This is a genomic window from Corynebacterium sp. SCR221107 (assembly GCF_027886475.1).
GTDB lineage: Bacteria > Actinomycetota > Actinomycetes > Mycobacteriales > Mycobacteriaceae > Corynebacterium.
Genome location: NZ_CP115670.1, coordinates 1,090,370 through 1,114,293, shown reverse-complemented (window position 1 = coordinate 1,114,293; position 23,924 = coordinate 1,090,370). Strand labels below are relative to the sequence as shown.

The following is a 23,924-nucleotide window of genomic DNA, read 5'->3' as shown; positions in this document are numbered from 1 at the left end:
AGAGTTGGGGATTTTTTATGCCCCAAAGCGCAAGGCAGTAACCCTTCGACGACCGTGATGGGGCACAATTGGAAAGGTGAACTCCGACAACTCGCCCCACAACTCCCGCCGCGGTCGCCTCCGGCGCGGTGGGGCCTTGCCGGTATTCAAGGATCTTGAACCGAAGGCAGCCCGCGACAGCATCGACCGCTCCGTCATCATCGGCCAGGGAATCAAGTCGCTGGCCGAATGGTGCCTGCGCCTCTTAATCATCAGCGCCGCGGCCTATGTGGGCTGGTTCATCCTCAAACAACTCTGGCGCGGCGTGCTCCCCGTCGCTCTGGCGCTGATCGTATGCACCGTATTGTGGCCGCCGGTGCGCTACCTGCGCTCGCGCGGCATACCCATGGCGGGGGCGGTCTTTTTGGTCATTGTCGCCTCGATCGGGCTCATAGGCTCAGTGTTTTGGCTCATCGCCCCCAGCGTCGGGCGCCAATCGCAGGCACTGTTTTACCAGTCCATCGAAGCCGTGCAGCGTTTCCAATTGTGGCTTCAAGGCCCGCCGCTGAGCCTTGACGACGACACGATGAACGACCGTATCAACAGCGCCGTGCAGTGGCTTCAGCGCGAGTCCGGAAACATCGCCGGCGAAATCTTCTCCGGCATCGGCGTCGCCACCTCCGTCCTCGTCACCTTGGGCGTTGTCTTGGTATTGACCTTCTTCTTCCTCAAAGACGGCGAGCGATTCCTCCCCTGGGTTCGTAGCATCGTTGGCCAGCGGGCCGGTTGGCATTTGACGGAGCTGCTCACCCGTTCCTGGGTGACCTTGAGTGGCTTCATCCGCGCCCAAGCTTTCGTGTCCTTGGTTGACGCGGTCTTCATCGGCTTGGGACTGATCATCTTGAAGGTGCCAATGGCCTTGGCCTTGGCGGTGTTAACCTTTCTCGGCGGTTTCATCCCGATCGTCGGCGCCTTCGTTGCTGGTACCTTAGCCGTGGTGGTCGCCTTAGTGTCACTGGGAATGACGAAGGCGATCATCGTCTTGCTGATCGTGCTGGCCGTCCAACAGCTCGAGGGCAACATCTTGTCGCCGCTGCTGCAGTCGCGGGCGATGAACCTGCACCCGGTGATCGTTTTGATGGCGGTGACCTTAGGCTCGAGCCTGTTCGGTATCGTCGGCGCCTTCTTGGCTGTGCCTTTCGCGGCGATGGTCGCCGTGTTGCTTCGCTACTTGGATGACATGACCGCCCTGCGCGCTGGCGAAAAGACCGCCAGCGAGATCCACTTCGTCACCGTCGCGGGTTCCTTGTCAGGGCAGTATGGCGAAGAGGTTGGCCGCAAGCTGCGTGAGCGCATCAATCTGCAATTCCTGCGCCCGGGCGAGCACCACGGTCCCCAGGCCGAACCGTCGCTGGAGTCGGGCCATGCTCGGCCGGAACAGGGTGCGGACAACGCCGTCGCCCAATCTCCAGGCGCGGCATCGTCTTCTGATTCATCCGAGTCATCCAAGGCATCGGACATCACCACTCCTGGAGGGTCGCAGGAGGCTAACCTTCAGGATGCTCCCCCACGCACGTTGCGTATCGCGCGCCTGTGGGGTTCACGCCTCACAAAGGCCTTGACCCGGTTACCAACCCTGTTTCGCCGCCGCCGCTAGTGCTGCCGCGCGTGCTACCTATAGGTGGCTGGCATCACTTCCCGGGCGCTTGCCTGGCAGATTCGCTCCGACACGAGCAGTCAACAACGGGTGAATGTCCGTTCCAGCTGCATGTCTCGGTAACATAACGGTTTGTGACTATCCATCAAGACTCAAGGCGCAAGGCTACGCAAGCACGACCGAGATCCCGTCGGTCCTACGGCTTCCCGTTGTGGGTTTCCTTGCTGATCCTGTGCGCCGCATTGGCGGTGGGCACGATAGTCACCTTGAGCGCAGGCCAGCTTGGTATTCCCTTCCTCACGATTTTCGTGGTGGCAGCACTTGTCGTCGCGGTTCTCACTGAACCGCGCGGGCTATTTCTTATCGTCGCAAGCATGCCCATGGCGTTCATGTTGTTTGCGGTATTGACCAGCTACTTGCTTGTCAAGGGTGCCGCACCTGCGGGCACGCCTGTTTCCAAGACCCAAATCGTGACGTCGCTGTACCCTTTCATCCAGCACTTTCCGGTGCTTGCCTTAACGACGGTCGCAGCCGGCATCGTGGCTTATCTCCGCCTCGCGTTGCTGCGCCGCAGCGATCGCATTAGCACGGCCACCGCGCAGCAGCGGCGCCGGCAGCAATCGGAGGCGCAGCTGCGTAACACCACCGCCGCCCGCAAGGCCCGCAGTCAGTCACAGCGGGCGCGCAGGTCGCACTCCTCGTCGCAACCTGGCACGCAGGTCACCGTCGAGGAGCTCATGCGTCGCCGGCAGGAACGCGCCGCGGCCAAGGCACAGCGGCCCAGCCGCAGTGCGGGCGAGCAAAGACTTCCCGGGGCAGATTCGGCAGTCAGGTCCGCCACTGAATCGGGGCGCCGTGGCGCAACTCAGGCTGCGCAACCGGCCCGACCGGCACAACAAGCCCGCCCTGAGCAGCCGGCGCGGCCGCGGAAGTCTTTCAACGACGATCTCTACAAATAAGGCAACGCCTTATTCTTGACCCGCATCCTGCGGGTCTTTTGTTATCAATCCCCCGACGTGCCTTGTTTCTCTGGGATGAAATAGCTCGCTACGTGGCTGCGCGGCATATCGCAGACACGCATGCCACAAATTTTTGCCCAAGCTCGTTCAGCACCGGCCGAGGTAGGCAAAGAATATACCCGGCGGCCTTCGTTCGTGTGAGGGCCACCGGGCGTTTATTGCTCGCTAAATCGGCACTGCAGCTAAAACACCTCAGGTGCGTAGCAATGTTGCTTTTAGGAAAACCTCTTACCGGCATGCACCGTTAAGTATGCGTGGGCATAGAGTCCCTATACACGTTCTGCTGGTTCTAGGTCCTCGATGGGCGCAGATCGCGCGGCAGGGAGAAGGTGATCTTCTCCGCGGCGGTGAGGACTTCTTCTACCTCACCAAAGCCATGATCGTTGAGGAACTCGATGACCTCGCGGACGAGGATTTCCGGTACGGATGCGCCGGAGGTCACGCCGACTGTCGTCACACCTTCTAACCATGCGGGGTCGATTTGGTGGGCATAATCGACCAGGTAGGAGGCATTCGCACCCGCCTGGAGGGCAACCTCGACCAGCCGCTTGGAGTTTGAGGAGTTTTGCGAGCCGACAACGATAACAAGCTGGGACTTTTCGGCGATAGCCTTGACCGCAACCTGGCGGTTCTGCGTCGCATAGCAGATGTCATCGCTTGGAGGGTCTTGAAGGTTATCGAATCGGGCATGCAGCTCCTTGACGATAACCATGGTCTCGTCCACCGACAACGTGGTCTGGGACAGCCAGACGAGCTTCTCGTTGTGCAGCCACTCCGGAAGCGTGGCCACGGACTCTACGCCATCAACGAGATGGGTGACCTCAGGGGCCTCGCCGGCGGTACCCTCCACCTCCTCGTGGCCTTCGTGGCCAACGAGCAGAATGTGGTAGCCATCGCGGGCAAAACGCTTGACCTCATTGTGCACCTTGGTCACCAGCGGGCAGGTGGCATCGAGGGTCTTCAGCTCGAGGCTGCGTGCCTCCTCATGAACCGCCGGGCTTACGCCGTGTGCGGAAAACACCAGGTGGGAGCCCGCCGGCACCTCGTCGGTTTCGTTAACGAAGATGGCGCCACGCTTGGCCAGGGTGTCGACCACGTAGCGGTTGTGGACGATCTCTTTGCGTACGTACACCGGGGTGCCGTGCTTTTCTAGTGCCTTCTCGACGGTCTCCACGGCGCGATCGACGCCGGCGCAGTAGCCGCGTGGGGCCGCAAGCAGAACTTTCTTGGTTTTTTCAACTGTCTCAACGTCAGCGCTCATGCACACCAGCTTAAACTACTTGCCAAAATGCTGCGTAAACCCGAAACCCTTTCCAATTACTGGCCCCTGATGGCGAAGCGAAGGCTAGGCGGATCTGCGCCGGGTTTCTTCCTCTCGCTCCTATCTTCCTAGTGTTCTTGGCGTCCCTATTCCTTTTTGCGTTTTTCCTTTTGCGCCGTAAGTTTCTTCTCCTTAGACTTCATTAGTCCTCCTGTTTTCAGAATTCCTGTCTTCCTTTGTTTGCTGCTCGAATTCCGCGCATCCTGAGTGTCCATGTGCATCGCTACCCGTTTCTCCTCGCGTGCGGATCGTGTCGCGCGTTCTCGTTCGCTTCGCGGGTGCGCCGTTTGTACATCCATGTGATTCGCGTGTGTCTGGTTGCTTTACGACGTCAACAGCTACGCACGTTTATCGCCCGCCTTCTTAGCGAGGGGTCGATTGCTACCCACGAGCTAAACCCGGAGACGTTTGTACTAAACCATTGCGGCTACAAGCCATGGTCGATCCTGCGGCGCTTTGAAGCACAACGAGGCAAAGCATATCCGGTTGGCGACTGGATGTGAGCAAGCCAGATAAGCTCGTATGAGTACGTTGTCCACATGGTCTCGTCGCCGTCTATGGCGGCAGCTTTTCGCTGTGCTCGCAAAGCGCCAGACGAGGTGGCTGTGATCGTTGTGGGGTGACCATTGTGGCGGTGCTGATGGCCGTGTTCGGGGACGCGTTTACCACCATGTTCCCGAGGACGTGTTTGACGCTGTGGCCGTGCTATTTTTCATGGCTGTAGCTGCGTGAACGACTAGGTCGTTCACGCTGATTTGAGAGGTACTGAGTTGATAGTTGACGAGTTAAGGGGTGAGAGTTTCTTTGGTTAATTCCGCGGAACAACCCTGGCCGGTACGGGAGGTCAATTCCAAGGTCAAAAGCTGGATCGACCGCCTCGGGTTTATTTGGGTTGAGGGCCAGATTACCCAGCTCAACGTCAAACCGAGCTGGAAGAACAGCTATATCACCCTGCGCGATCCGGAGGTCGAAGCCTCCGTACAACTGACCTGCCCGACAAACCTCATCCGAGGGCTTGACTTTCCCTTAGGTGATGGCGACCGCATCGTCGTTTTTGCTAAGCCGGACTTCTACACCAACCGTGGCTCCTTTTCGCTTGCGGTTCATGAAATTCGCCCGGTGGGCGTGGGCGAGTTGCTGGCAAGGATCGAAAAACTGCGCCACCAGCTGGCCGCCGAGGGCTTATTCGCCCCAGAGCGCAAGAAGCCGATCCCGTTCCTACCAAATCGCATTGGATTGATCACGGGACGCGGTTCCGCCGCCGAACGCGATGTGCTATCAGTTTCCCAATCGCGGTGGCCGGAGGTCAGTTTCGAGATTCGCAACACCGCCGTGCAAGGAGCCCGCGCAGTTCCTGAGATCATCAATGCCCTCCAGGAATTGGACGCAATGCCGGAAGTTGATGTCATCATCATCGCCCGCGGCGGTGGCTCGGTCGAAGATCTCCTCCCCTTCTCCGAGGAGGCCCTGCAGCGCGCGGTCGCAGCCGCTCACACACCGGTGGTCAGCGCCATCGGCCATGAGCCGGATACCCCAATCCTCGATAACACCGCTGACCTGCGCGCAGCCACCCCGACCGACGCTGCCAAACGCGTTGTTCCCGACGTAGCCTTGGAACGCACCCGCATCAAAGAATTAAGGGATCGCACCACAGCAGCGCTGCGTACCTGGCTGAACAGGGAGGTCAACACCATCGCGGCATTGCGTTCGCGCCCGGTGCTGGCCAATCCTTTTACGACCGTGGAACGATACGAACAAGACCTCGAACGCGACAGTGCTTCTATGCGCCGCGCCATCACTCGCCTCGTCGATGCCGAAACTGCGGCAGTGGGCGCCCTGCGTGCACAGGTCTCGGCCCTGGGTCCTTCCGCGACCCTGGCGCGAGGATACTCGGTCGTCCAGGTCGTACCCCGCGATGGAACCCCGCCCGAAGTGGTGATGAGCATCGAGCAGTCCCCGCCCGGCAGCCAACTGCGCATTCGTGTGGCCGATGGATCTATCGTGGCCGCAGCGATGCAGACACATCCTGCCGACTAGTTCAGGACACAAGGAATGCCGCGACAACGTCAGCGAGTACCCCAGTCGCCTATCGCAACAATGTGCGTGCCAGGAGGAAGCATTGGGCGCCTTAACCTGAAGGGCAGGCAGTGCGGACCCCGGCACGTCCACAGCGTTGCGAAATTTACACCTCTTTCCGCATTTCCCATCACCTTTTCCATCCACAAAGGACTACACCATGAACCCATCCAATCCAGATGTCATCGGCTCCGGAAACGGCGCGTACGCCTTCGAGCCGGTCGAAACACTCAGCTACGAACAAGCACGCGATGAGCTCACCGAGATCGTGCGCATCCTGGAGCTTGGGCAGATGCCGCTCGATGAGTCCCTGAAGTATTGGGAGCGTGGCGAGGCACTCGCAAAGCGCTGCGAGCAGCATCTCGCCGGCGCCCGGGAACGCATCGACAAGGCCGTGGGCAGTGGCGACGACGCCCCCTTCTGAGCCATCTCCTCATTACCCTCGGTCCTGGATTACACAGGCTTCTGTCACGTCGCCCAATCACGGAACCCGGTCGGGAAAAGTAGGCACCGAGAGAAAAAAGAAGGCCTCTTCTCGCTGGAGCGACGAAGGCCTTGGGACACGCATTAGCGACCACACAACCGACGGTGACCTAGCTGGAAAGGTCCCACGATGCGGACCTGTTAACGTCGGAAAGCAATGCCTTTGGGAATAACGCGGCCTGGCAAAACGAAAGCGAGCTCGCTTCAAGCGCGCAGCGCCGGCAAGGCTTCACACGCGACGAAGGGCACCCCCCTTTTGCGGGAGCGCCCTTCGCATTTCACACACTTTGACCAGCTGGCTTTACTAGCCCTTCGGCTAAGGCTCGGCGGCGACGGTTGCTTCGAACAAGGCATTGAAATCCTCGTCCGTGGCGGCACCGGTGACCAGCAAACGCACATCTCCCAGATCCATAACCCTCAGGTCCCGGACATCTTTCTCATCAGAACCGTAAATGGTGACCTCATTCGAACCAAGCTGATAACTCGATTCCTCGGTACGCACGTGCTCATCGAAGCCTTCCACGGCGGCTGCTTCCTCGACACCGGTCTGGGTCAACTGCAGGTATCCGTCGGAACCGATGACCCAGCCCACGGTCGGCGCCGTTTCACCGGCAACGCTGGAACGACGGGCCGAATTAGCGGTCCACCCCTCGGGCACCTGCGGACTACGAACCGGGAAAGCCTCCGCACGAGATTCAATGTCAAGGAAAGCCTTTTCATCGACCTGATTGACCGGCATATTATCCGGCTCGCCCCGGTCGAAACTGCATAGACCGGTGAATGCCACCACGGCGACCATCACCAGAACAATCACCGCGACCGAGTAGAACATGTCGCGACCGTCTTCAAAGATCTTCGGTTTTTCTTCAGCCACGCACAACAGTATTCCACGACTTGCCAGCCTCGCCGCCACCGAACCCTTTCCTGCGCCTAGATATGCAGCTAACCAAGTATTTGTCGCCGGCGCACGTGACCGACGCATCTAATAAGGGTAACCAGGGAAGGGCAAAATGGCGTGGCTTCAGAATGCCACAGTCATGCCTTGTCTAGGCGGGAAAATGGCAGAGGTATGGGAAATGTCCGGTTCCACCCCAGGAAAATCCGAATGTAGGTACTTGTTTACCCCGCTGCGCAATCGATTGATGTCGCATTCGAGCAGGCACGGGTGATGACACGTGGCCTCCCCCACGTCCCCACGAATGTAGCTAACAGAACACAATCTGGGTTTTGTTGCCCTCTTTCGGGTGATAAAAGTCCCCACTATCGCCTGCATAAGTGGAACAATGAATATCAGGCCGCGCAAACGTTTCCGCGCGAGCACCTGATAAATGTCGTGATTACTTTTATGCCACAGGAGGCATTGTTCTATGAACGCACTTCACCCAGAGATTCCGGACCGTAACCTGGCACTCGAGCTCGTGCGAGTCACTGAGGCCGCAGCGTTGGCATCGGGCCGTTGGGTAGGCCGTGGCATGAAGAATGAAGGCGATGGTGCCGCAGTGGACGCCATGCGTAAGCTGATCAACTCCGTCGAAATGAATGGCGTTGTCGTCATCGGCGAAGGCGAAAAGGACGAGGCTCCGATGCTGTTCAACGGCGAGCATGTCGGCACCGGCACCGGCGCGGAGGTAGACATCGCCGTTGACCCGATCGACGGCACCACCTTGATGGCCGAAGGCCGCCCGAATGCCATTTCCGTTCTTGCTGCTTCCGAGCGCGGCTCCATGTACGACCCGTCCGCAGTGTTCTACATGCGCAAGATCGCCACCGGTCCCGAGGCTGCAGACGTCATCGACATCACCGCACCGACCGCCTACAACATCGAGGCAGTAGCAAAGGCCAAGGGCATTTCCAAGTCCGATGTCACCGTCGTCGTCCTCGACCGCCCGCGCCACGTCGAGCTCATCAAGGAGATCCGAGAGGCCGGCGCCAAGGTGCGCCTCATCCGCGATGGTGACGTCGCAGGTGCAGTAGCAGCCGCCCAAGACACGAACTCCGTTGACCTCATGATGGGCACCGGCGGCACCCCCGAGGGTATCATTACCGCCTGCGCGATGAAGTGCATGGGTGGCGCGATCCAAGGCATGCTCGCGCCGAAGGACGAGGCCGAGGCCGACAAGGCACGTGCCGCCGGCCATGACCTGTCCCGCGTGCTCACCACCAACGACCTGGTTACCTCCGACAACTGCTTCTTCGTGGCAACTGGTGTGACCAACGGCGACATGCTGCGTGGCGTGTCCTACCGCAAGAACGGCGCCACCACCCGCTCGCTGGTCATGCGTTCCAAGTCCGGCACGGTGCGTTTCATCGAGTCCGTCCACAAGCTGTCCAAGCTGCAGGAATACTCGGTAGTCGACTACACCCGCCAAGACTAGTAGCCTACCCGGCCAAAGCCACGCTCGGCGAAGTTCGACGAGAATGAGAGCTCCCCTTTCAGCAGTCCCGTTCCCGCAGTCCTTTAAAAGAAGGTGCGCGGCGCGGGACTGTTGTATGTGATTGGGTTCCCTATGAGGGGGAAGCAGCCTCGAACCGCTTTACAAAACTAAAGGTCAGGATAGTGATTAGCGTCACTTGTCCCCCTTTCTCACAATCACACCCACAAATCTGGCACAATTGGTTCATACTTGTGACGTTGACGTTTTTGATGCTTCCAGCCGGGAAAATCGCCCTCTCGAGTGACTACGCGCAGCACAACTCGGTGGAGGTGCTCGAAACCATTGGCGTCATCAGATAAACATTGACACTTCAAACACGAAGGTGGATTCCATCACATGACTGAGTACCGCATCGAACACGACACCATGGGCGAAGTAAAGGTTCCCGTTGACGCCCTGTGGCGTGCACAGACCCAGCGCGCTGTTGAGAACTTCCCCATTTCGGGTCGTGGACTCGAGTCTGCACAGATCCGTGCAATGGGCCTGCTCAAGGCCGCCTGCGCACAGGTCAACAAGGACCGTGGCCTGCTTTCCGCTGAGCAGGCTGATGCGATCATCGCCGCAGCGAAGGAAATTGCTGAGGGCAAGCACGACGCTGAGTTCCCGATCGACGTGTTCCAGACCGGTTCTGGTACCTCTTCCAACATGAACACCAACGAGGTCATCGCCTCCCTGGCCCAGAAGGCCGGCGTCGAGGTTCACCCGAATGACCACGTCAACATGGGTCAGTCCTCCAACGACACCTTCCCAACCGCAACCCACGTGGCAGCCACCGAGGCTGCTGTGAAGGAGCTCATCCCAGGCCTGAAGGTTCTCCAGGCTTCCCTTGCTGCAAAGGCTAAGGAATGGGAGACCGTGGTTAAGTCCGGCCGTACCCACCTGATGGACGCCGTCCCGGTCACCCTGGGTCAGGAGTTCTCCGGCTACGCTCGCCAGATCGAGGCCGGCATCGAGCGCATCGAGGCTACCCTGCCTCGTCTGGGCGAGCTGCCCATCGGCGGCACCGCAGTAGGCACTGGCCTGAACACCCCTGCCGACTTCGGCGAGAAGGTCACCGCTGAGCTGGTCAAGCTCACCGGCGTTTCCGAGCTGCGCGAGTGCGTTAACCACTTCGAGGCTCAGGCTAACCGTGACGGCTTGGTTGAGTTCTCCGGCGCGATGCGCACCGTCGCTGTTTCCCTGACCAAGATCGCCAACGACATCCGCTGGATGGGCTCCGGCCCACTGACCGGCCTCGGAGAGATTCACCTGCCAGACCTGCAGCCTGGTTCTTCCATCATGCCGGGCAAGGTCAACCCGGTTCTGTGCGAAACTGCAACCCAGGTTGCCGCGCAGGTCATCGGCAATGACGCAGCTGTTGGCTTCGCAGGCTCCCAGGGAGCTTTCGAGCTCAACGTGTTCATCCCGGTTATGGCTCGCAACGTGCTCGAGTCCGCTCGCCTGCTGGCCAACACCGCCCGCGTCTTCGCGGAGCGCTTGGTAGACGGCATCGAGCCCAACGAGGAGCGCATGCGCACGCTGGCCGAGTCCTCCCCGTCCATCGTGACCCCGCTGAACTCCGCTATCGGCTACGAGAACGCCGCCAAGGTTGCCAAGACCGCCCTAAAGGAAGGCAAGACCATCCGCCAGACCGTGATCGACATGGGCTTTGTCGATGGTGAGAAGCTGACCGAGGAAGAGCTGGATAAGCGCCTCGACGTCTTGGCTATGGCCAACACCGACCGCGACAAGTAAGGCGCCTGAATTCGGCTTGGTTTGAATCAGCCGCTACTTGTACAGTGGCCACCTTCCCTTTTTGCAGGGATGGTGGCCACTTTTTGTGATTGAACAATCGCCAACTTGCAAGGAGCACAGATGAATTTCACTTGCGGGCGCTATTCCCCTGTGGAATCCAGCCGCTCGATGGCCTCATAGGAATCAGTGAGATATTTATCCAGCAGCTCACTGGCCTGGATCTAATTCCCTTCGAGGGGTGCATTGGCGATTGCCGCGTTTCGGATCACGGTGGACTTATAGACCTCTGGGCTGTCGCCATTCGCCAGCATGATCATGCGCATTGGCACGTTAATGTGTTTACACAGGTTAGCAATATGGGAGTTATTGGGAGTTTCGAAAATACCTTGATGAAACTTCATGTTAAGCAGTGCAGCCTTTTCCCAATCCTCACACGCTTCCACCCCACCGGATTCAATTGTGAAAGCTAAGAGCTCCTGGGCAAGGTTTGCGCACCGTTCGTTTGATTCGAAGGCATACAAGCAACCAATCTCGGCATAGCGGCGAAATTCATATAGATCTTCCACCTCGGCGCTATGAAAGGTTTTTACTTCAGCGTCACGGTTGATGAAGCAAACGAGCCCACCTCGAATCAGGACGCAGAAGGCCTTGCGCAGCATGTTGCGCGATACGAAGAAATGGTGAGCGAACTCCGCCTCGATGATATTGTCGCCCGGTTACAACACCTCGCATGACCATGTCAGTTATCAAACTCACCACGCTAGAAAACGGTAGATACCAAATGCGCTTATTCGCTTTCCTGTACTCCCTTCGCAGTGCAAAGCTTGACTGGAACACTCTTCCATGTAGCGGGCATTACTGAAAACGGATTCTTTCATAATCTTGCACCTGGTTTATTTTTGCACTAGGTTTACTTTTCGTGTCCACTACTCCCGAGATTTCCCTGCGTGAGCGCAAGCGCCGACAGACACTGGCGGACATCGAAGATGCCGCGTCGCGGCTCGTTGCCGAGCGTGGATTCGCCAATGTCACGGTTGATAATATTTGCCACGAGGCCAGGATTTCCAAGCGGACATTTTTTAATTACGTCGATTCCAAAGAGACCGCCGTTCTCGGAGGACCACCTCGCGAATTCACCGCGGATCAGCGCCGTCGGCTGCTATGTTCCCAGCACGATGACCTCGTGGCCACGCTGTTGGAAATGTCTTTGGAAAATGTCATTTCCGGACAGACGTCCACCCCGGAACAGCGCGCGATTTTGCTTCGCCGACGCAAGCACATCCGCCGTACGGATCCCGCCCTTGACCACGTCAATTCCAACCGTATGATAGTGGTTTTCCACTACCTGCTGGCAGAAATCGTGGAGTATTTTGACACCTACCCCCATAACCGCCGCATCGCCAACGTCGCACCCGAAATGGAGGCAGCACATTTAGCGCTGCTGGTGACTGGGGCAATCCGTCTGGGGTTTTCGCGCTGGGTGGACACTCAAGGTGAAAGCTACGACCAGCTTGCCCCTCGCTGCCGCGAGTCCTTGGCCATGCTGCGCACCTTAGCCACCCCGCCCGAAGACACCTGATAGGAAAGAAAGTCCCACACGTGCCCGTCGCTGTGCCTGTGTACAGCACGTTGGCACTTTCTTCCTTTTTACCTGGCACACGCTCACACACGAGCATTTTTCTCACCCCCTTAACACGGGGGTGCTTTGACTGATTTATCCACATCAAGGAAACACATAACGTTTATGACCGCAGAAGCTACTTCGCCCAAGCATCAACGTACTGGGCTCATTATCGGCGCGCTCATGCTGAGCATGCTCATGAGTTCGCTGGGCCAAATGATCTTTACCACCGCACTGCCCACCATCGTCGGCGATCTCGGTGGCGTGGAGCACATGTCCTGGGTGATTACCGCTTTTCTCCTTGGCCAGACGGTGGCGATGCCGCTGTTTGGCAAGCTCGGTGATCAGCTCGGCCGTAAGCCACTCTTTATCGGTGCCAACGCACTGTTCCTCGTTGGCTCCATCGTCGGCGCTACAGCTTCGTCGATGGGCGTTCTCATCGCCGGCCGTGCTATCCAGGGCTTTGCCGGTGGCGCGATGATGATCTTGTCGCAGGCCATTACCGCCGAGGTGACAACTCCGCGTGAGCGAGGAAAGTACATGGGCATCATGGGTTCCGTGTTCGGCGTCGCCTCCGTCTTGGGCCCGCTGGTCGGCGGGTGGTTCACCGATGGGCCCGGCTGGCGTTGGGGCATGTGGCTGAATGTCCCGCTCGGCGTAGTGGCCATTATCGCCATCGTGGCCTTGCTTCACCTGCCTCCTAAACACAACAGCTTCCGGATTGACTGGCTGGGAACTGTGACGATGACCATCGCCACCGCAGCGCTGATTCTCTTTGTCACCTGGGGCGGCCGTGACTACGAGTGGGGCAGCACGACGATCATTGGTCTGATTGTCACCTCGATCGTGTTTGCGGCACTGTTTGTTGTGATCGAATCCAAGGCCAAAGAGCCACTGATTTCCCTGGCGCTTTTCCGCAATTCGAACTTCGTGCTGGCCACCCTTGCTGGCCTTGCCGTTGGTGTGCTCATGTTCGGCTCCCTTGGCTACCTGCCTACCTACCTGCAGATGGTCCATCACCTCACCCCCACCAAGGCAGGCCTGATGATGATTCCGATGATGGGCGGCATGATCATTACCTCGATCATGACGGGCAATCTGATTACCCGCTTTGGTAAATACAAGCGTTACCCCATCGTCGGCCAGGCCATTATCACCGTCGCGATGGTATTGCTGTCCACCCTCGAAGCGCATGATTCGCTGGTTTTAGTTGGCGTCTACCTTGCCGTCTTCGGTGTCGGTTTGGGCTGCACGATGCAGGTGCTGGTGCTGATCGTGCAAAACTCCTTCCCCTTGGAGCAGGTGGGTGCGGCGACGGGCTCGAATAACTTCTTCCGCCAGGTTGGTGGCGCGTTGGGCTCTGCACTGGTGGGTTCTATCTTCCTGTCCGGCTTGAAGTCCAATCTGGCTGACGCGATGCCGGCCGCCATCGCTCAGGCAGCAGCCCAGGGCACCGACGTCAGCGCCCTACAGCAGGCCTCGGGAACCTCTAGCCTGACCCCTGCACTGGTATCCAGCCTTCCGGAACCGGTTCGCGATGCGATCGGGGTGGCCTATAACGACGCCCTTACTCCGGTGTTCTTATACCTCGCGCCGCTGGCCGCCATCGCGATGATTATCTTGTTCTTCATCAAGGAGCACGCCCTGCGCACCACGCGCTAGGCCGCGCCGCTGCACAATCAAATCACACTAAACCCCGTCACACCTTGTTACCTCACAAAGATCAAGGGTGTGACGGGGGTTTGCACATTGCGCCTTATCAGTGGCTTTCTTCTCAAAAGATCCCGGGGTCTTGAGGATTACAGAATCTCTTTTTGGTCGGCTGAGGAAGCTATTTCTCAAATCCCAACGCCGTGGTGTCGTCGATTTCGGGTTTGGGAAGAAGCTTTTCCCACACGTCCGTGTCGCGCCACTGCCCGGCCATCTCCCCGTAGGTCATTTTTGCCAGGTGGCTGAAGGTTCCCACCTTTTCAAAGCCGCGGGATTCGTGCAGCTTTGCGCTGCCTTCATTTTCCGGGAAGATCCACGAGTGGATGGCCCACTTACCCATAGACTGGCAGGTCTCGATGAGCTTGTCGAGCAACGCGCCCGCTACCCCACGTCCTTGCGCGTCCCGGTGAATGTAGATGGAATCTTCCACGACGCCGTGAAAGACGCTGCGCGAGGAGGCTGGTGCCGCCGCAACCCATCCGAGCACCGTGGAGTCGTCATCGGCCTCGACGGCCACGAACATGGTTCCTTCTAGTTTCACGCTGCTGAACTTCTCCCAGCTCGGTGCCTCCCCTTCATAGGTGGCGTGCCCTGTGGATAGGCCCTGCAGGTAGATGCCCTGAACTTGGCCGAAGTCCTGGCGGCGAAGCGGCCGGATGAGAAAATCTTTAGAAGACATACCTCCCGATTGTTCCGGAATTATCTATGCCATGCAATCGAACTTGACACGCGTCCTTAAAAGACCGCAGTCTCCATGAAGCCCAGATTGGCGTGCCCTGGGCGGCGTCCGCCGATCCCCGCGAGGTCGATCACGTATCTCTACGAAGCGTTGGCTTTCCTACAAGGCCGTTGCCCCAAAAGAACGTCGGCTGTGGCTTCGGGTATTCGCTTAACGACGCCTACGGCCACCGCGCCCCTGCTTCGAGCTACCTCGACCGTGTGCGCGCTGGTTAGCCTGTGCGCCGTGCTTCCTGGTCGCGCTACCCCTTGCCTTGGCTGAGGGCTTGGATTGTGCAGTGGGTTTTTTGGAAGACTTCGCAGTTTCCCCACCGGCTTGGCGAGAAGAGTTGAGCGTTCGGCCTTTGGCAATGCCGACGAAATCCTGGATCGCTTCGGAATCGGCGTCTTTTTCCCACACTAGGGCGATGGTGGTCGCCGGCACCCCGGTGGTGGTGCTGCGAAAGTTGCGGGTCTCGATCTTCTTGCCGGCAAGCACCTTCAGCAGTGGACGTGGGGCGATGACCACGCCCACGTTCGCCGCAACTACCTGCAAGTTATCGCGCACCGCCTGAATATCTACTTCCCCGCCCTCATAGCGGTAGAGGATCTTTTCCTCCGCGACGTCGTCCTCGGAGATCTCATCCACAAGCGTGAGCGTGTGATCGACTGGTACCGCGATGCCACTTGCCTCCTCATAGAGTCGAACAATGTGAAAACGCTCCGGATCGACCCTTGCATCAGGAAGCCGCATGAGCTTGAGTTGCGTCGGCTGGGTGAATGGATCGTCGGATGGATCTTCGTGCAAGCCTCCGTGATTGGTGCGGTCCCGGTAACGGTCGAACCACTTGCCAGGTTCGGTGCCGGTGACAAAACTTAAGCTCAACATTTATTTAATGCTACCGTTAATGGCGTGAATGAAGAATCTGTAATCCAGCCGTCGGGCACCGCCATGAAGCCACAGACGGCGGCAAAGAAGCTGGGAATCTATCTCCCCGCCACGCCAGAGGAGTTCCAGGCCACCGCGCTCACCCACCAACAGTTCGTCGAGCTGCAAAAGAATCCGCCGGAGTGGCTGTCCACTCTTCGTCGTGTTGGCCCGCACCCGCGCCCCGTCGTCGCTCAGAAGCTCGGTATCACCATCGCAGCCTTGAAGCGCAATGACATGGATCGCCCCATGACCACCGAGGAGATCAAGGCGCTTTTGGGTGACCAGCCGGAGTGGCTTCGCGCCGCACGCACCGCCTTAGCCGAAGGCCGCGGCGCATAACCCGACTCCGCCACAGCACAACCAATTCCAGCGCCGTTTCGTGCGCGGTCAAACGCCCTGCCCTAAGGCAGGGCGTTTGTTTTTTGCACACACCTGCCACGCCGAGGGTTGCGGCCTGTGGCCGTCGGAAAGCACGCATGCCGATGATGAAAGGATCTTTCCACCTAGAAGGTCTAACGGCCGCCCGAGCACGGACAATCAGGGGTTGACCTAGGCAAACTCATTCTCAAAGACACTGCCGGTTTATTCCCGACCAAGCATTGTTGAGATGTACACCACAGGCGCAAAAGTGCATGAAGCATCTCACCAAAGGAAATTTTGCACGGCGTGAATTTTCCGGAGTATTGTTCCATTCGTGTCCGATTCACCCCTATCTCACCGCGAAGCCAAAAAGCGCCGTACCCGCGCCGCCCTCGAATCAGAGGCAACCAAGCAGGTACTCGCCCGCGGCTCCGCAAACGTGACCATCGAGGACATTTGCGAGCCGGTTGGAATTTCCAAACGCACGTTCTTCAACTACTTCTCCTCCAAAGAAGAAGCCATCATCGGCGCAGGCCCGAGGATCCCCACCGATGACGAGGTACAAGCGTTTATTGCTAAGCCCCACGACGACATCCTCGGGTCGACAATGCGGTTTTTCCACTCGTTGATCTTCCATGACTCGCATATCTTCGACTGGGACACGCTCAAGCGCCGCCACGAAATTAAGCAGCGCGAGCCGGAACTCGGCGCGCACCAGTTCGCTAACTTCCACGTGGCCCGCCACCAAGTGGAGCAGCTGCTCATCCAGTACTACACCGCATTCCCGCAACAAGTAGTAGGACACCACACCGCCGAGGAAGAAGCTGGACTCGTCACCGGAATCGCCATCATGTGCCTTGCCAACGCCGGTCGGCGCTGGGAGGCAGAAGGCGACGGCAGCGCCGATTCCCTCATCGAGTTTGGCTTTGAGGTTCGCGAAGAAATGCGAAGGGTGCTGGCAGCTGGCGCCACAACCCAATAAGAATTGAAAAATACTTTTACATCTAAATCACACAAGGAAATGGCTCCATTCCATGACTACACGCACTGAGTCGCACAAGAAAGCAAAACCCAAGAAGGAAAAGCGGCAATCGTCGATGACGCCAGAGCAGCAAAAGCGCGCCTGGTGGGTCTTAGCCGCACTGATGGTCTCGATGCTGTTGGCATCACTCGACCAGATGATCTTTAGTACCGCGCTTCCCACCATCGTCGGCGAGCTCGGTGGCGTGGACCACATGATGTGGGTTATCACCGCCTACATGGTCGGCGAGACCGTTATGCTCCCGATCTACGGCAAGGCAGGCGACCTCATGGGACGCAAGTCCTTGTTCATCGGTGCGCTGACGGTCTTTTTGGCAGGCTCCGTCGTCGGCGGTCTGGCGCAGTCCATGACCGTGCTCATCGCCTCCCGCGCAATCCAGGGCATCGGCGCAGGCGGCCTTATGATTTTGTCCCAGGCGATCATCGCGGACATCATTCCCGCGCGCGAGCGTGGCCGTTACATGGGAATGATGGGTGGCATCTTCGGCCTGTCCGCCGTGCTCGGCCCGCTGCTTGGCGGCTTCTTCACCGAGCATGCCGACTGGCGTTGGGCCTTCTGGATGAACATCCCACTTGGCCTCATCGCGATCGCGATTGCCGCCATCGTCCTGCAGATCCCGAAGCGCGAGTACCCGCCGTTTAAGTGGGACTACCTCGGCACCTTCTTCATGATCGTCGCCACCGTCTCGCTTATCCTGTTCACCACCTGGGGCGGTTCGCAGTACGAATGGTCCGACCCGATCATCATCGGTTTGATCATCACCACCATCGTCGCAGCCATCGTTTTGGTCATCGTCGAGCTGAAGGTGTCGAACCCGCTCATCCCGATGAGCTTCTTCAAAAACCGCAACTTCGCGGTAACGACCGCAGCAGGCCTCGTCCTCGGCATTACCATGTTCGGCATCCTGGGTTACCTGCCCACCTACATGCAGATGGTCAAGGGCATCTCGGCCACCGAGGCTGGCTACATGATGATTCCAATGATGGTGGGCATGATGGGCTTTTCCATCTGGTCCGGTGCGCGTATCTCCAAGGTTGGCACCTACCGTTCCTACCCGATCGTGGGCATGATCATCACCCTCATCTCGCTGTTCTTGTTCCACCAGCTCAGCGTGGACATGCCGCTGTGGCAAATCGGCGCGATGCTATTCATCCTGGGCATGGGCTTGGGCCTTGCCATGCAGGTGCTCGTCCTCGTGGTCCAAAACACCATGCCAATGGAGGTTGTTGGATCTGCAACCGCAGTCAATAACTTCTTCCGCCAGATCGGTTCCTCCTTAGGCTCTGCGCTCGTCGGCGGCATCTTTGTGGGCAACCTCAAGGACGAGATGGCGGCCAACCTTCCGGCGGCCATGTCCCAACTTTCCCCGGAGCAGGCTCAGGCAGCCGCGACGATGGACTCCAACGATTTGACCCCGGCACTGGTTCATCAGTTGCCACAAGCGTTGCGCGATGCCATCGCCGTATCCTACAACGACGCCCTCACCCCGGTCTTCATCATTCTGGTTCCGGCCGTGATCGTTGCCCTCATCTTGGTGTCCGCCATCAAGCACGAGAAGCTGCGCGAAACCTCTCTTGAGATGGAGTTGCACAAGCAGACTGAGGGTGAGGCAGAAGGTGGCGAAGCCGCCTCACGGAGCACCGCCACGGACCCTGCTACCGATTCCAGCACCGTGAGCTCCCACGGGATTGCCGAAGAAAGCGCACATCCAGCTGGCGCAGACAATGCCCCGCGTGAGCGCAAGACCACGATCGTATCTCAGGGCGAGTTCTAGCCCGACGCAGGTCACCTTCGACAGCAATCTCAAACAACGAAACAGAATCCAAGCGCATGTGACGTGGTTCAATGACCAGGTCGTGGCTTGGATTCTTTTTTGGAAAAGCCCTCATCATTAAGGCGCCTGAGGCCCGCATTTTGCGGGTCGTCTCCTATGGGAGGCCCTTGCGGCGATTGCCTGATAGTTGTTCGGTGCCATCTTGACACTTGCTAGGTCATGCTAGGTCACGCTGTGGCCAGCCATCCAACAACGCATCTTGCGAATCTGTTTCTTGAAGCACGATAAGCACCGCATTTTACCCACCCCACCGGTGATGCTCACGGCTGGGGTATTTTTGCTTTCCGACGCCTACCGGCGCCCTTGCCTCCGTGGCGATGATCATCGTTGTGGGGGTTATGCGACAATCTCACCCCTCCGATTGGCCGGGCGTTTGACCCCATCGGTAGTCACTGTTGCCAAAGAACGCGCGACGTGAGGAGCAAGATCACGCAAGCTCGTCGATGAGTCGCTGCTTCGCGGAGGCGAGGTACTCGCGCAATAGCACCGTGGCCTGTTCGTAATTGCGATCTTCAATCAGGCGCAACAAGTGCGCATTTTCCTCGACGTAGGGCTTGTGCAGATTCTCCAACGACCGTGCGCTGAGAAAAGCGAGGCGGGTCTGTGCCAAGATGGCCCGCGTTGAGGCGCTCAGGCGGGGCGAACCCGCCGCATCGACGAGTGCCTGATGGAATGCATAGTTGGCATTGCCCACCGTTTGCCAATCATTGGCGGAAAGAGCCTGATTGGCAGCATCGACCGAGTGGCGCATCGAAAAGAGTGCCTCATCGAGTGCGTCTTGGTCCACCTCCCCTAGGGCCATGGATTCTAAGACGGCACCCTGAACAAGCAGTCGAAAGCGGTAAAGATCGCCCACGTCGGCCACCCGCATCGTCTTCACGAAAACGCCCCGATGGGGGTAATACTCCAAAAGCCCCTCGTAGGCGAGAATCCTAAATGCTTCCCGAAGCGTGTTACGGCTCACCCCAAGCGCCGAAGCCATCGTCAGTTCCTGCAATTGTTGGCCAGGTCGAAGCTGGCCAGCGAGAATTTTGCGAGTGAGGCGCTCAACCACAGTGTCCACTGTTACTTTCATTCCACTCAGTCTATTTCACCACCTCTTTCTTCCCGATTTTCCCTTCCTGAATTCCCGTTGCGGGGGTAAGCCTCAAATTTATCGATTGATAGGTATTGTGCCGCAGACCACGAAAGCCATAGAATTCAGGTCAAGTTGTTGAACAAATTTGTTGAACAACTGGCCTTACCTCAGCCTCTATAGTCAGACGTTAGGAGGGACAATGTCCGCGAACGCCTCCCCCGAACCGGCAGCCACTGCATCACCGTCACTCAAGCAGGCAGCCGCAGCCGCATCGACTCGCACCACATTGATGGGCGCCATCTTCCTTATGGCAACCTCGGCGATCGGCCCCGGTTTCCTTACCCAGACAGCAACCTTCACCAGCTCACTCGGCGCGGCGTTTGCTTTCGCCATCCTGATTTCGATCCTCATTGACATCGCCGTCCAGCTCAATGTGTGGCGCGTTATCGGAATTTCAGGTCTGCGCGCCCAAGAGCTCGGCAATCGCGTGGTCCCCGGCCTCGGTTGGGTTCTTGCGGCGTTAATCGCCATCGGCGGCGTGGTGTTCAACATCGGCAACATCGCCGGCGGAGGCCTTGGCCTTAACGCCATGCTGGGACTCGATACCAAGGTCGGTGGCTTGATTACTGCAGTCATCGCCGTCGCCATCTTCTTGTTCAAGCACCTCGGCGCCGCGCTAGACAAGATCCTCGTGGTCTTGGGCATCATCATGATGGTTCTCACAATGTACGTTGCTATCGTGTCCGACCCACCGATTGGCTCGGCACTTCGCAATACCGTACTGCCCGAAAAGGTGGATTGGCTGATCATCACCACCTTGGTCGGAGGTACCGTCGGCGGATATATCACCTACGCCGGTGCCCACCGCATGCTTGATTCCGGGCTCGCTGGCGCAAGCCATGTCCGCGAGGTTTCGCGCTCCTCAGTCACAGGCATCCTCTTAACCGGCATTATGCGCGTCGCTCTCTTCCTCGCGGTCTTAGGTGTTGTGACCTCAGGCGTTGTCCTCGATACCAAGGCAAACCCTGCCGCGCAGGCCTTCGAGGCCGCCGCCGGCGAGGTCGGCCTGCGCTTCTTCGGCGCGGTGCTTTGGGCAGCGGCGCTCAGCTCCGTTATCGGGGCAAGCTATACTTCCGCTTCATTCCTGGTCCCCAACTCGCCTGACAAGAAACAGCTACAAAACTGGGTCACCATCGGCTTCATCGTCCTTTCTTGCACCTTGTTCCTCGTACTGGGCACGGCGCCGGCCGCCCTGCTCGTTTTCGCTGGGGCCTTCAATGGCCTCGTCTTGCCCATCGGTTTTAGCCTCATTATCTACGTAGCTATCGCACGCTCGAAGGATTTACTCGGCGGCTACGCCTACCCCAAGTGGCTCATCGCCATCGGCATCGTCGCGGTTGTCATCGCTTGGTACCTCGCCTGGCGCAGCTTCGGCGGAGTCTTTGACTTGCTCGGGGTCAAGTAGTCGTGGTGGCACGTTGCTAGCCGTCATATGAAGAACATGTTGTCTGAGTCAAACTCGCCTTTTGTCACCTTTGTGGTGCTTCAATCTGGAAAGGAATCAATACGTACATGTCCCGACCAAGACCTTCCCTGAGCATTGATCTCAACGCCGACCTCGGTGAATCCTATGGGGCGTATAGCCTGGGCGCCGACGAGCACATGCTTGGCATCGTCACCAGCGCCAACATAGCCTGTGGTTTTCACGCGGGCGATCCCAAGGTGCTCTTTGACACAGTCGCCAAGGCTGCGCAGCGCGGCATTCGCGTGGGGGCCCATCCTGGCTACCGGGATCTAGCAGGCTTTGGGCGAAGAAACATCGCCTATAATCCGGACGACCTCTACGCCGAGGTCATCTACCAGATCGGCGCCATCACAGCAGCAGCCGCGGCCAACGGGACCGAGATCAGTTATGTCAAGCCGCATGGCGCGATGTACAACACCATCGCAACGGACAAGCCCCTTGCCGAGGCGGTCATCAGTGCCGTTCGCGATATCAACCCTGCCCTCAAACTGATGTGTCTGGCAGGCGCCCCGATCGTGGACTGGGCAGTTGACGGCGGTCTCGCGGTCATCCGGGAGGCATTCGCCGACCGCGCGTACACGGAAAATGGCCAGCTTGCAGCGCGTTCGCTCCCCGGCGCGGTACATCTAGACCCAAGCATCGCCACTGCACAGGCTGTGGCCATTGCCACCGGAGACCCCATCCCCACCATCGATGGATCATCGATCACCATCGAGGCGGACTCCTTGTGCGTCCACGGCGACAACCCGCACGCAGTAGCTCTGGCCACCCGCATCCGCGCAACCCTGCAGGAGCAAGGAATCGACGTGACAGCGTAGCTCACCACTACACTTCGAGAACAAAGCAATTCACAAGGACGAACATGCACATCCTCTCCTGCGGCGAACAAGCCCTCCTCATTGAACTAGACTCCGGCGCTCAGGTCGCCGCTGTTTCCACGGCGCTTGAGAAGTTGCATCATCCCGGCTTTGTTGACGTGGTTCCTGCCGCGAGCACGGTGTTAGTGACCTTAGATACCCACACATTAAGCATCGAGGCGGCCTACGCCATGATCGAGGAGCTGGATGTCGATGCTGCCGAGTCAGCTTCGGCTGGACGCACGGTCGAAATTCCGGTGCACTATGATGGTGCGGACCTTGAGGAGTTGGCGGCCAGCAACAATGTCCGAGTCGCGGAGCTGATCGAATGGCACACGTCAACGCAATGGCGGGCGTCATTCGGCGGTTTTGCCCCAGGCTTTATGTATCTTTCCCCCGTCAATGCCGAAGATGCCATCGATATCGCCCGCCGAAGCTCCCCGCGTACGGAGATCCCTGCGGGATCGGTGGCGCTGGCGGGCACATTTTCCGCAGTCTATCCCAAGTCCTCCCCCGGCGGTTGGCAACTTCTGGGAACCACCACCGCTAGGATGTGGGATCTCACCCGCACGCAACCTTCCTTGATCACCCCCGGCGACCGCGTCCGTTTTAGGCAGGTGAGGGCTTAATGGAGCCAACCTTTAAGGTCATATCGACAGGTCCGCAGGTGCTATTTCAAGACCGCGGTCGTTTCGGCCTCGCAAGCCAAGGCGTGGCAACCTCCGGCGCCTTCGACAGGCACAGCGCAGCGCGAGCCAATCATGCAGTGGGAAACCTCGCCGATGCACCAGTCTTAGAGATCCTCGTCGGAGGATTCGAAGTGGAGGTGCTTCGGCCGTCGATGATGATTTTTACCGGCACGCAGGCCGAAGTGACGATCACCTCCCCTGATGGAAAGATCAACCTTCATCAGACCAACTGTGTGCTAGACGTATGCCCCGGCGATCGGGTGCGTCTTGCGCCAGCCGACCTAGGTCTGCGGGCCTACCTCGCGGTACGGGGCGGATTGGTGTGCGAACCGGTGTTGGGTTCTGCAAGCTTTGACGTGCTATCTGGAATCGGGCCTCACCCGGTGCAGGTTGGGGATGAACTAGAAACTGGTGCTTTCCTCACGGATCCGTCATGGTGGCCGACAATCAGAAGGCTGCCTTCGTTGTGGAAGCCGAGCTCGCCAGAACAACTCACCGTGATCCTAGGTCCTCGCACTGACTGGTTTAGCAGCAAGGCCTTGTCCGCCTTCCTACACCAGCCCTATCAATTGACAGCTCAGTCCAATCGGGTGGGTATTCGGCTGGAAGGTGCAATTCCGCTCGAGCGAAGCAAAACGGGTGAGCTGCAAAGCGAAGGCATGGTGCGCGGTGGAATTCAGGTTCCGCCCAGCGGGCACCCAGTCGTCTTTGGCCCGGATCACCCGACAACTGGCGGCTATCCCGTCATTGCGGTATTGACGCAACGCAGCTGCGATCGCATCGCCCAGCTAGCCCCAGGCGACACCGTTCGATTCCGCCTTCCTCGAAAAAGCCTATGAAAAAGCCTGAAGCATCA

General features: G+C 58.6%; 19 protein-coding genes and 2 pseudogenes. 15 read left to right on the top strand and 6 right to left on the bottom strand.

Translation table 11 applies throughout. The annotated features are described in order from the left end of the window. Window positions 1-76 precede the first annotated feature (76 nt). Window positions 77-1,324 (top strand): annotated as a pseudogene (locus tag PAB09_RS05020) (AI-2E family transporter); the annotation flags it as partial. Window positions 1,325-1,770: 446 nt separating this feature from the next. Further along, window positions 1,771-2,595 (top strand): DUF6542 domain-containing protein, encoded by an 825-nt coding sequence (locus PAB09_RS05015; protein ID WP_271034939.1) that lies wholly within the window; start codon window positions 1,771-1,773, stop codon window positions 2,593-2,595. Between the two features lie 349 nt (window positions 2,596-2,944). On the opposite strand, the gene PAB09_RS05010 is transcribed toward PAB09_RS05015, so the two are convergent. Then, window positions 2,945-3,916, bottom strand: a complete 972-nt coding sequence (locus PAB09_RS05010) for a 4-hydroxy-3-methylbut-2-enyl diphosphate reductase (protein ID WP_271034938.1) — start codon at window positions 3,914-3,916, stop codon at window positions 2,945-2,947. An 852-nt stretch (window positions 3,917-4,768) separates the two neighbouring features. Here PAB09_RS05010 and xseA point away from each other — a divergent pair. Then, window positions 4,769-6,013 (top strand): exodeoxyribonuclease VII large subunit, encoded by a 1,245-nt coding sequence (gene xseA, locus PAB09_RS05005; protein WP_442873713.1) that lies wholly within the window; start codon window positions 4,769-4,771, stop codon window positions 6,011-6,013. A gap of 199 nt (window positions 6,014-6,212) precedes the next feature. Further along, window positions 6,213-6,476 (top strand): exodeoxyribonuclease VII small subunit, encoded by a 264-nt coding sequence (locus PAB09_RS05000; RefSeq protein WP_271034936.1) that lies wholly within the window; start codon window positions 6,213-6,215, stop codon window positions 6,474-6,476. 375 nt (window positions 6,477-6,851) lie between these two features. On the opposite strand, the gene PAB09_RS04995 is transcribed toward PAB09_RS05000, so the two are convergent. Continuing rightward, window positions 6,852-7,409 carry a DUF4245 domain-containing protein gene (locus PAB09_RS04995; protein WP_271034935.1) on the bottom strand — a complete coding sequence of 186 codons (558 nt, stop codon included), beginning with the start codon at window positions 7,407-7,409 and terminating at the stop codon, window positions 6,852-6,854. A 493-nt stretch (window positions 7,410-7,902) separates the two neighbouring features. On the opposite strand from PAB09_RS04995, the gene glpX reads away from it, so the two are divergent. Both glpX and PAB09_RS04985 read left to right on the top strand, forming a co-directional pair. Continuing rightward, window positions 7,903-8,910, top strand: coding sequence for a class II fructose-bisphosphatase (gene glpX / locus PAB09_RS04990; RefSeq protein WP_271034934.1), 1,008 nt, complete (start codon window positions 7,903-7,905; stop codon window positions 8,908-8,910). 396 nt (window positions 8,911-9,306) lie between these two features. After that, a complete protein-coding gene (locus PAB09_RS04985) occupies window positions 9,307-10,704 on the top strand; it encodes a class II fumarate hydratase (protein WP_271034933.1) in 1,398 nt (465 codons plus the stop codon). Between the two features lie 221 nt (window positions 10,705-10,925). On the opposite strand, the gene PAB09_RS04980 is transcribed toward PAB09_RS04985, so the two are convergent. After that, complete coding sequence (locus PAB09_RS04980) at window positions 10,926-11,363, bottom strand: hypothetical protein (protein ID WP_271034932.1); 438 nt, start codon at window positions 11,361-11,363, stop codon at window positions 10,926-10,928. Window positions 11,364-11,623: 260 nt separating this feature from the next. On the opposite strand from PAB09_RS04980, the gene PAB09_RS04975 reads away from it, so the two are divergent. After that, window positions 11,624-12,283, top strand: a complete 660-nt coding sequence (locus PAB09_RS04975) for a TetR family transcriptional regulator (RefSeq protein WP_271034931.1) — start codon at window positions 11,624-11,626, stop codon at window positions 12,281-12,283. Window positions 12,284-12,448: 165 nt separating this feature from the next. After that, window positions 12,449-13,987 carry an MDR family MFS transporter gene (locus PAB09_RS04970; protein WP_271034930.1) on the top strand — a complete coding sequence of 513 codons (1,539 nt, stop codon included), beginning with the start codon at window positions 12,449-12,451 and terminating at the stop codon, window positions 13,985-13,987. 169 nt (window positions 13,988-14,156) lie between these two features. Here PAB09_RS04970 and PAB09_RS04965 read toward each other — a convergent pair whose 3' ends face one another. Continuing rightward, window positions 14,157-14,714, bottom strand: a complete 558-nt coding sequence (locus tag PAB09_RS04965) for a GNAT family N-acetyltransferase (RefSeq protein WP_271034929.1) — start codon at window positions 14,712-14,714, stop codon at window positions 14,157-14,159. A 210-nt stretch (window positions 14,715-14,924) separates the two neighbouring features. Further along, window positions 14,925-15,641, bottom strand: a complete 717-nt coding sequence (locus PAB09_RS04960; RefSeq protein WP_271034928.1) for a LysR family transcriptional regulator — start codon at window positions 15,639-15,641, stop codon at window positions 14,925-14,927. Window positions 15,642-15,704: 63 nt separating this feature from the next. Between PAB09_RS04960 and PAB09_RS04955 the strand changes: the two genes are divergently transcribed. The 3 genes and pseudogenes from PAB09_RS04955 to PAB09_RS04945 all read left to right on the top strand — a co-directional run. Continuing rightward, window positions 15,705-16,022 carry a DUF5997 family protein gene (locus tag PAB09_RS04955; RefSeq protein ID WP_271035272.1) on the top strand — a complete coding sequence of 106 codons (318 nt, stop codon included), beginning with the start codon at window positions 15,705-15,707 and terminating at the stop codon, window positions 16,020-16,022. A 355-nt stretch (window positions 16,023-16,377) separates the two neighbouring features. Further along, window positions 16,378-17,025 carry a TetR/AcrR family transcriptional regulator gene (locus tag PAB09_RS04950; protein WP_271034927.1) on the top strand — a complete coding sequence of 216 codons (648 nt, stop codon included), beginning with the start codon at window positions 16,378-16,380 and terminating at the stop codon, window positions 17,023-17,025. A gap of 52 nt (window positions 17,026-17,077) precedes the next feature. Next, window positions 17,078-18,739: pseudogene (locus PAB09_RS04945) on the top strand (MDR family MFS transporter); the annotation flags it as partial. Window positions 18,740-19,346: 607 nt separating this feature from the next. Here PAB09_RS04945 and PAB09_RS04940 read toward each other — a convergent pair. Continuing rightward, on the bottom strand, window positions 19,347-19,994 hold the full coding sequence (locus PAB09_RS04940) for a GntR family transcriptional regulator (RefSeq protein WP_271034926.1): 648 nt from the start codon (window positions 19,992-19,994) through the stop codon (window positions 19,347-19,349). Window positions 19,995-20,196: 202 nt separating this feature from the next. Between PAB09_RS04940 and PAB09_RS04935 the strand changes: the two genes are divergently transcribed. The 4 genes from PAB09_RS04935 (at window position 20,197) to PAB09_RS04920 (ending at window position 23,907) form a co-directional block, all read left to right on the top strand. Continuing rightward, the gene (locus PAB09_RS04935) at window positions 20,197-21,462 is read left to right on the top strand and encodes an NRAMP family divalent metal transporter (RefSeq protein ID WP_271034925.1); all 1,266 of its coding nucleotides are present in this window, start codon (window positions 20,197-20,199) and stop codon (window positions 21,460-21,462) included. A gap of 107 nt (window positions 21,463-21,569) precedes the next feature. Beyond that, window positions 21,570-22,340 (top strand): LamB/YcsF family protein, encoded by a 771-nt coding sequence (locus PAB09_RS04930; protein ID WP_271034924.1) that lies wholly within the window; start codon window positions 21,570-21,572, stop codon window positions 22,338-22,340. 44 nt (window positions 22,341-22,384) lie between these two features. Continuing rightward, window positions 22,385-23,008 (top strand): 5-oxoprolinase subunit B family protein, encoded by a 624-nt coding sequence (locus tag PAB09_RS04925; RefSeq protein ID WP_271034923.1) that lies wholly within the window; start codon window positions 22,385-22,387, stop codon window positions 23,006-23,008. Beyond that, a complete protein-coding gene (locus PAB09_RS04920; protein WP_271034922.1) occupies window positions 23,008-23,907 on the top strand; it encodes a biotin-dependent carboxyltransferase family protein in 900 nt (299 codons plus the stop codon). Before PAB09_RS04925 ends, PAB09_RS04920 begins: the two co-directional genes overlap by 1 nt. Window positions 23,908-23,924 lie beyond the last annotated feature (17 nt).

What these genes read in the sequence shown, in the direction of transcription:
- PAB09_RS04920 (WP_271034922.1), top strand. Translation starts at nt 23,008, where the DNA reads ATGGAGCCAACCTTTAAGGTCATATCGACAGGTCCGCAGGTGCTATTT.
- PAB09_RS04985 (WP_271034933.1), top strand. Translation starts at nt 9,307, where the DNA reads ATGACTGAGTACCGCATCGAACACGACACCATGGGCGAAGTAAAGGTT.
- PAB09_RS04925 (WP_271034923.1), top strand. Translation starts at nt 22,385, where the DNA reads ATGCACATCCTCTCCTGCGGCGAACAAGCCCTCCTCATTGAACTAGAC.
- PAB09_RS04940 (WP_271034926.1), bottom strand. Translation starts at nt 19,994, where the DNA reads ATGAAAGTAACAGTGGACACTGTGGTTGAGCGCCTCACTCGCAAAATT.
- PAB09_RS04955 (WP_271035272.1), top strand. Translation starts at nt 15,705, where the DNA reads ATGAAGCCACAGACGGCGGCAAAGAAGCTGGGAATCTATCTCCCCGCC.
- PAB09_RS04970 (WP_271034930.1), top strand. Translation starts at nt 12,449, where the DNA reads ATGACCGCAGAAGCTACTTCGCCCAAGCATCAACGTACTGGGCTCATT.
- glpX (WP_271034934.1), top strand. Translation starts at nt 7,903, where the DNA reads ATGAACGCACTTCACCCAGAGATTCCGGACCGTAACCTGGCACTCGAG.
- PAB09_RS04930 (WP_271034924.1), top strand. Translation starts at nt 21,570, where the DNA reads ATGTCCCGACCAAGACCTTCCCTGAGCATTGATCTCAACGCCGACCTC.
- PAB09_RS05000 (WP_271034936.1), top strand. Translation starts at nt 6,213, where the DNA reads ATGAACCCATCCAATCCAGATGTCATCGGCTCCGGAAACGGCGCGTAC.
- PAB09_RS05010 (WP_271034938.1), bottom strand. Translation starts at nt 3,916, where the DNA reads ATGAGCGCTGACGTTGAGACAGTTGAAAAAACCAAGAAAGTTCTGCTT.
- PAB09_RS04980 (WP_271034932.1), bottom strand. Translation starts at nt 11,363, where the DNA reads ATGCTGCGCAAGGCCTTCTGCGTCCTGATTCGAGGTGGGCTCGTTTGC.
- PAB09_RS04965 (WP_271034929.1), bottom strand. Translation starts at nt 14,714, where the DNA reads ATGTCTTCTAAAGATTTTCTCATCCGGCCGCTTCGCCGCCAGGACTTC.
- PAB09_RS04935 (WP_271034925.1), top strand. Translation starts at nt 20,197, where the DNA reads ATGTCCGCGAACGCCTCCCCCGAACCGGCAGCCACTGCATCACCGTCA.
- PAB09_RS04960 (WP_271034928.1), bottom strand. Translation starts at nt 15,641, where the DNA reads ATGTTGAGCTTAAGTTTTGTCACCGGCACCGAACCTGGCAAGTGGTTC.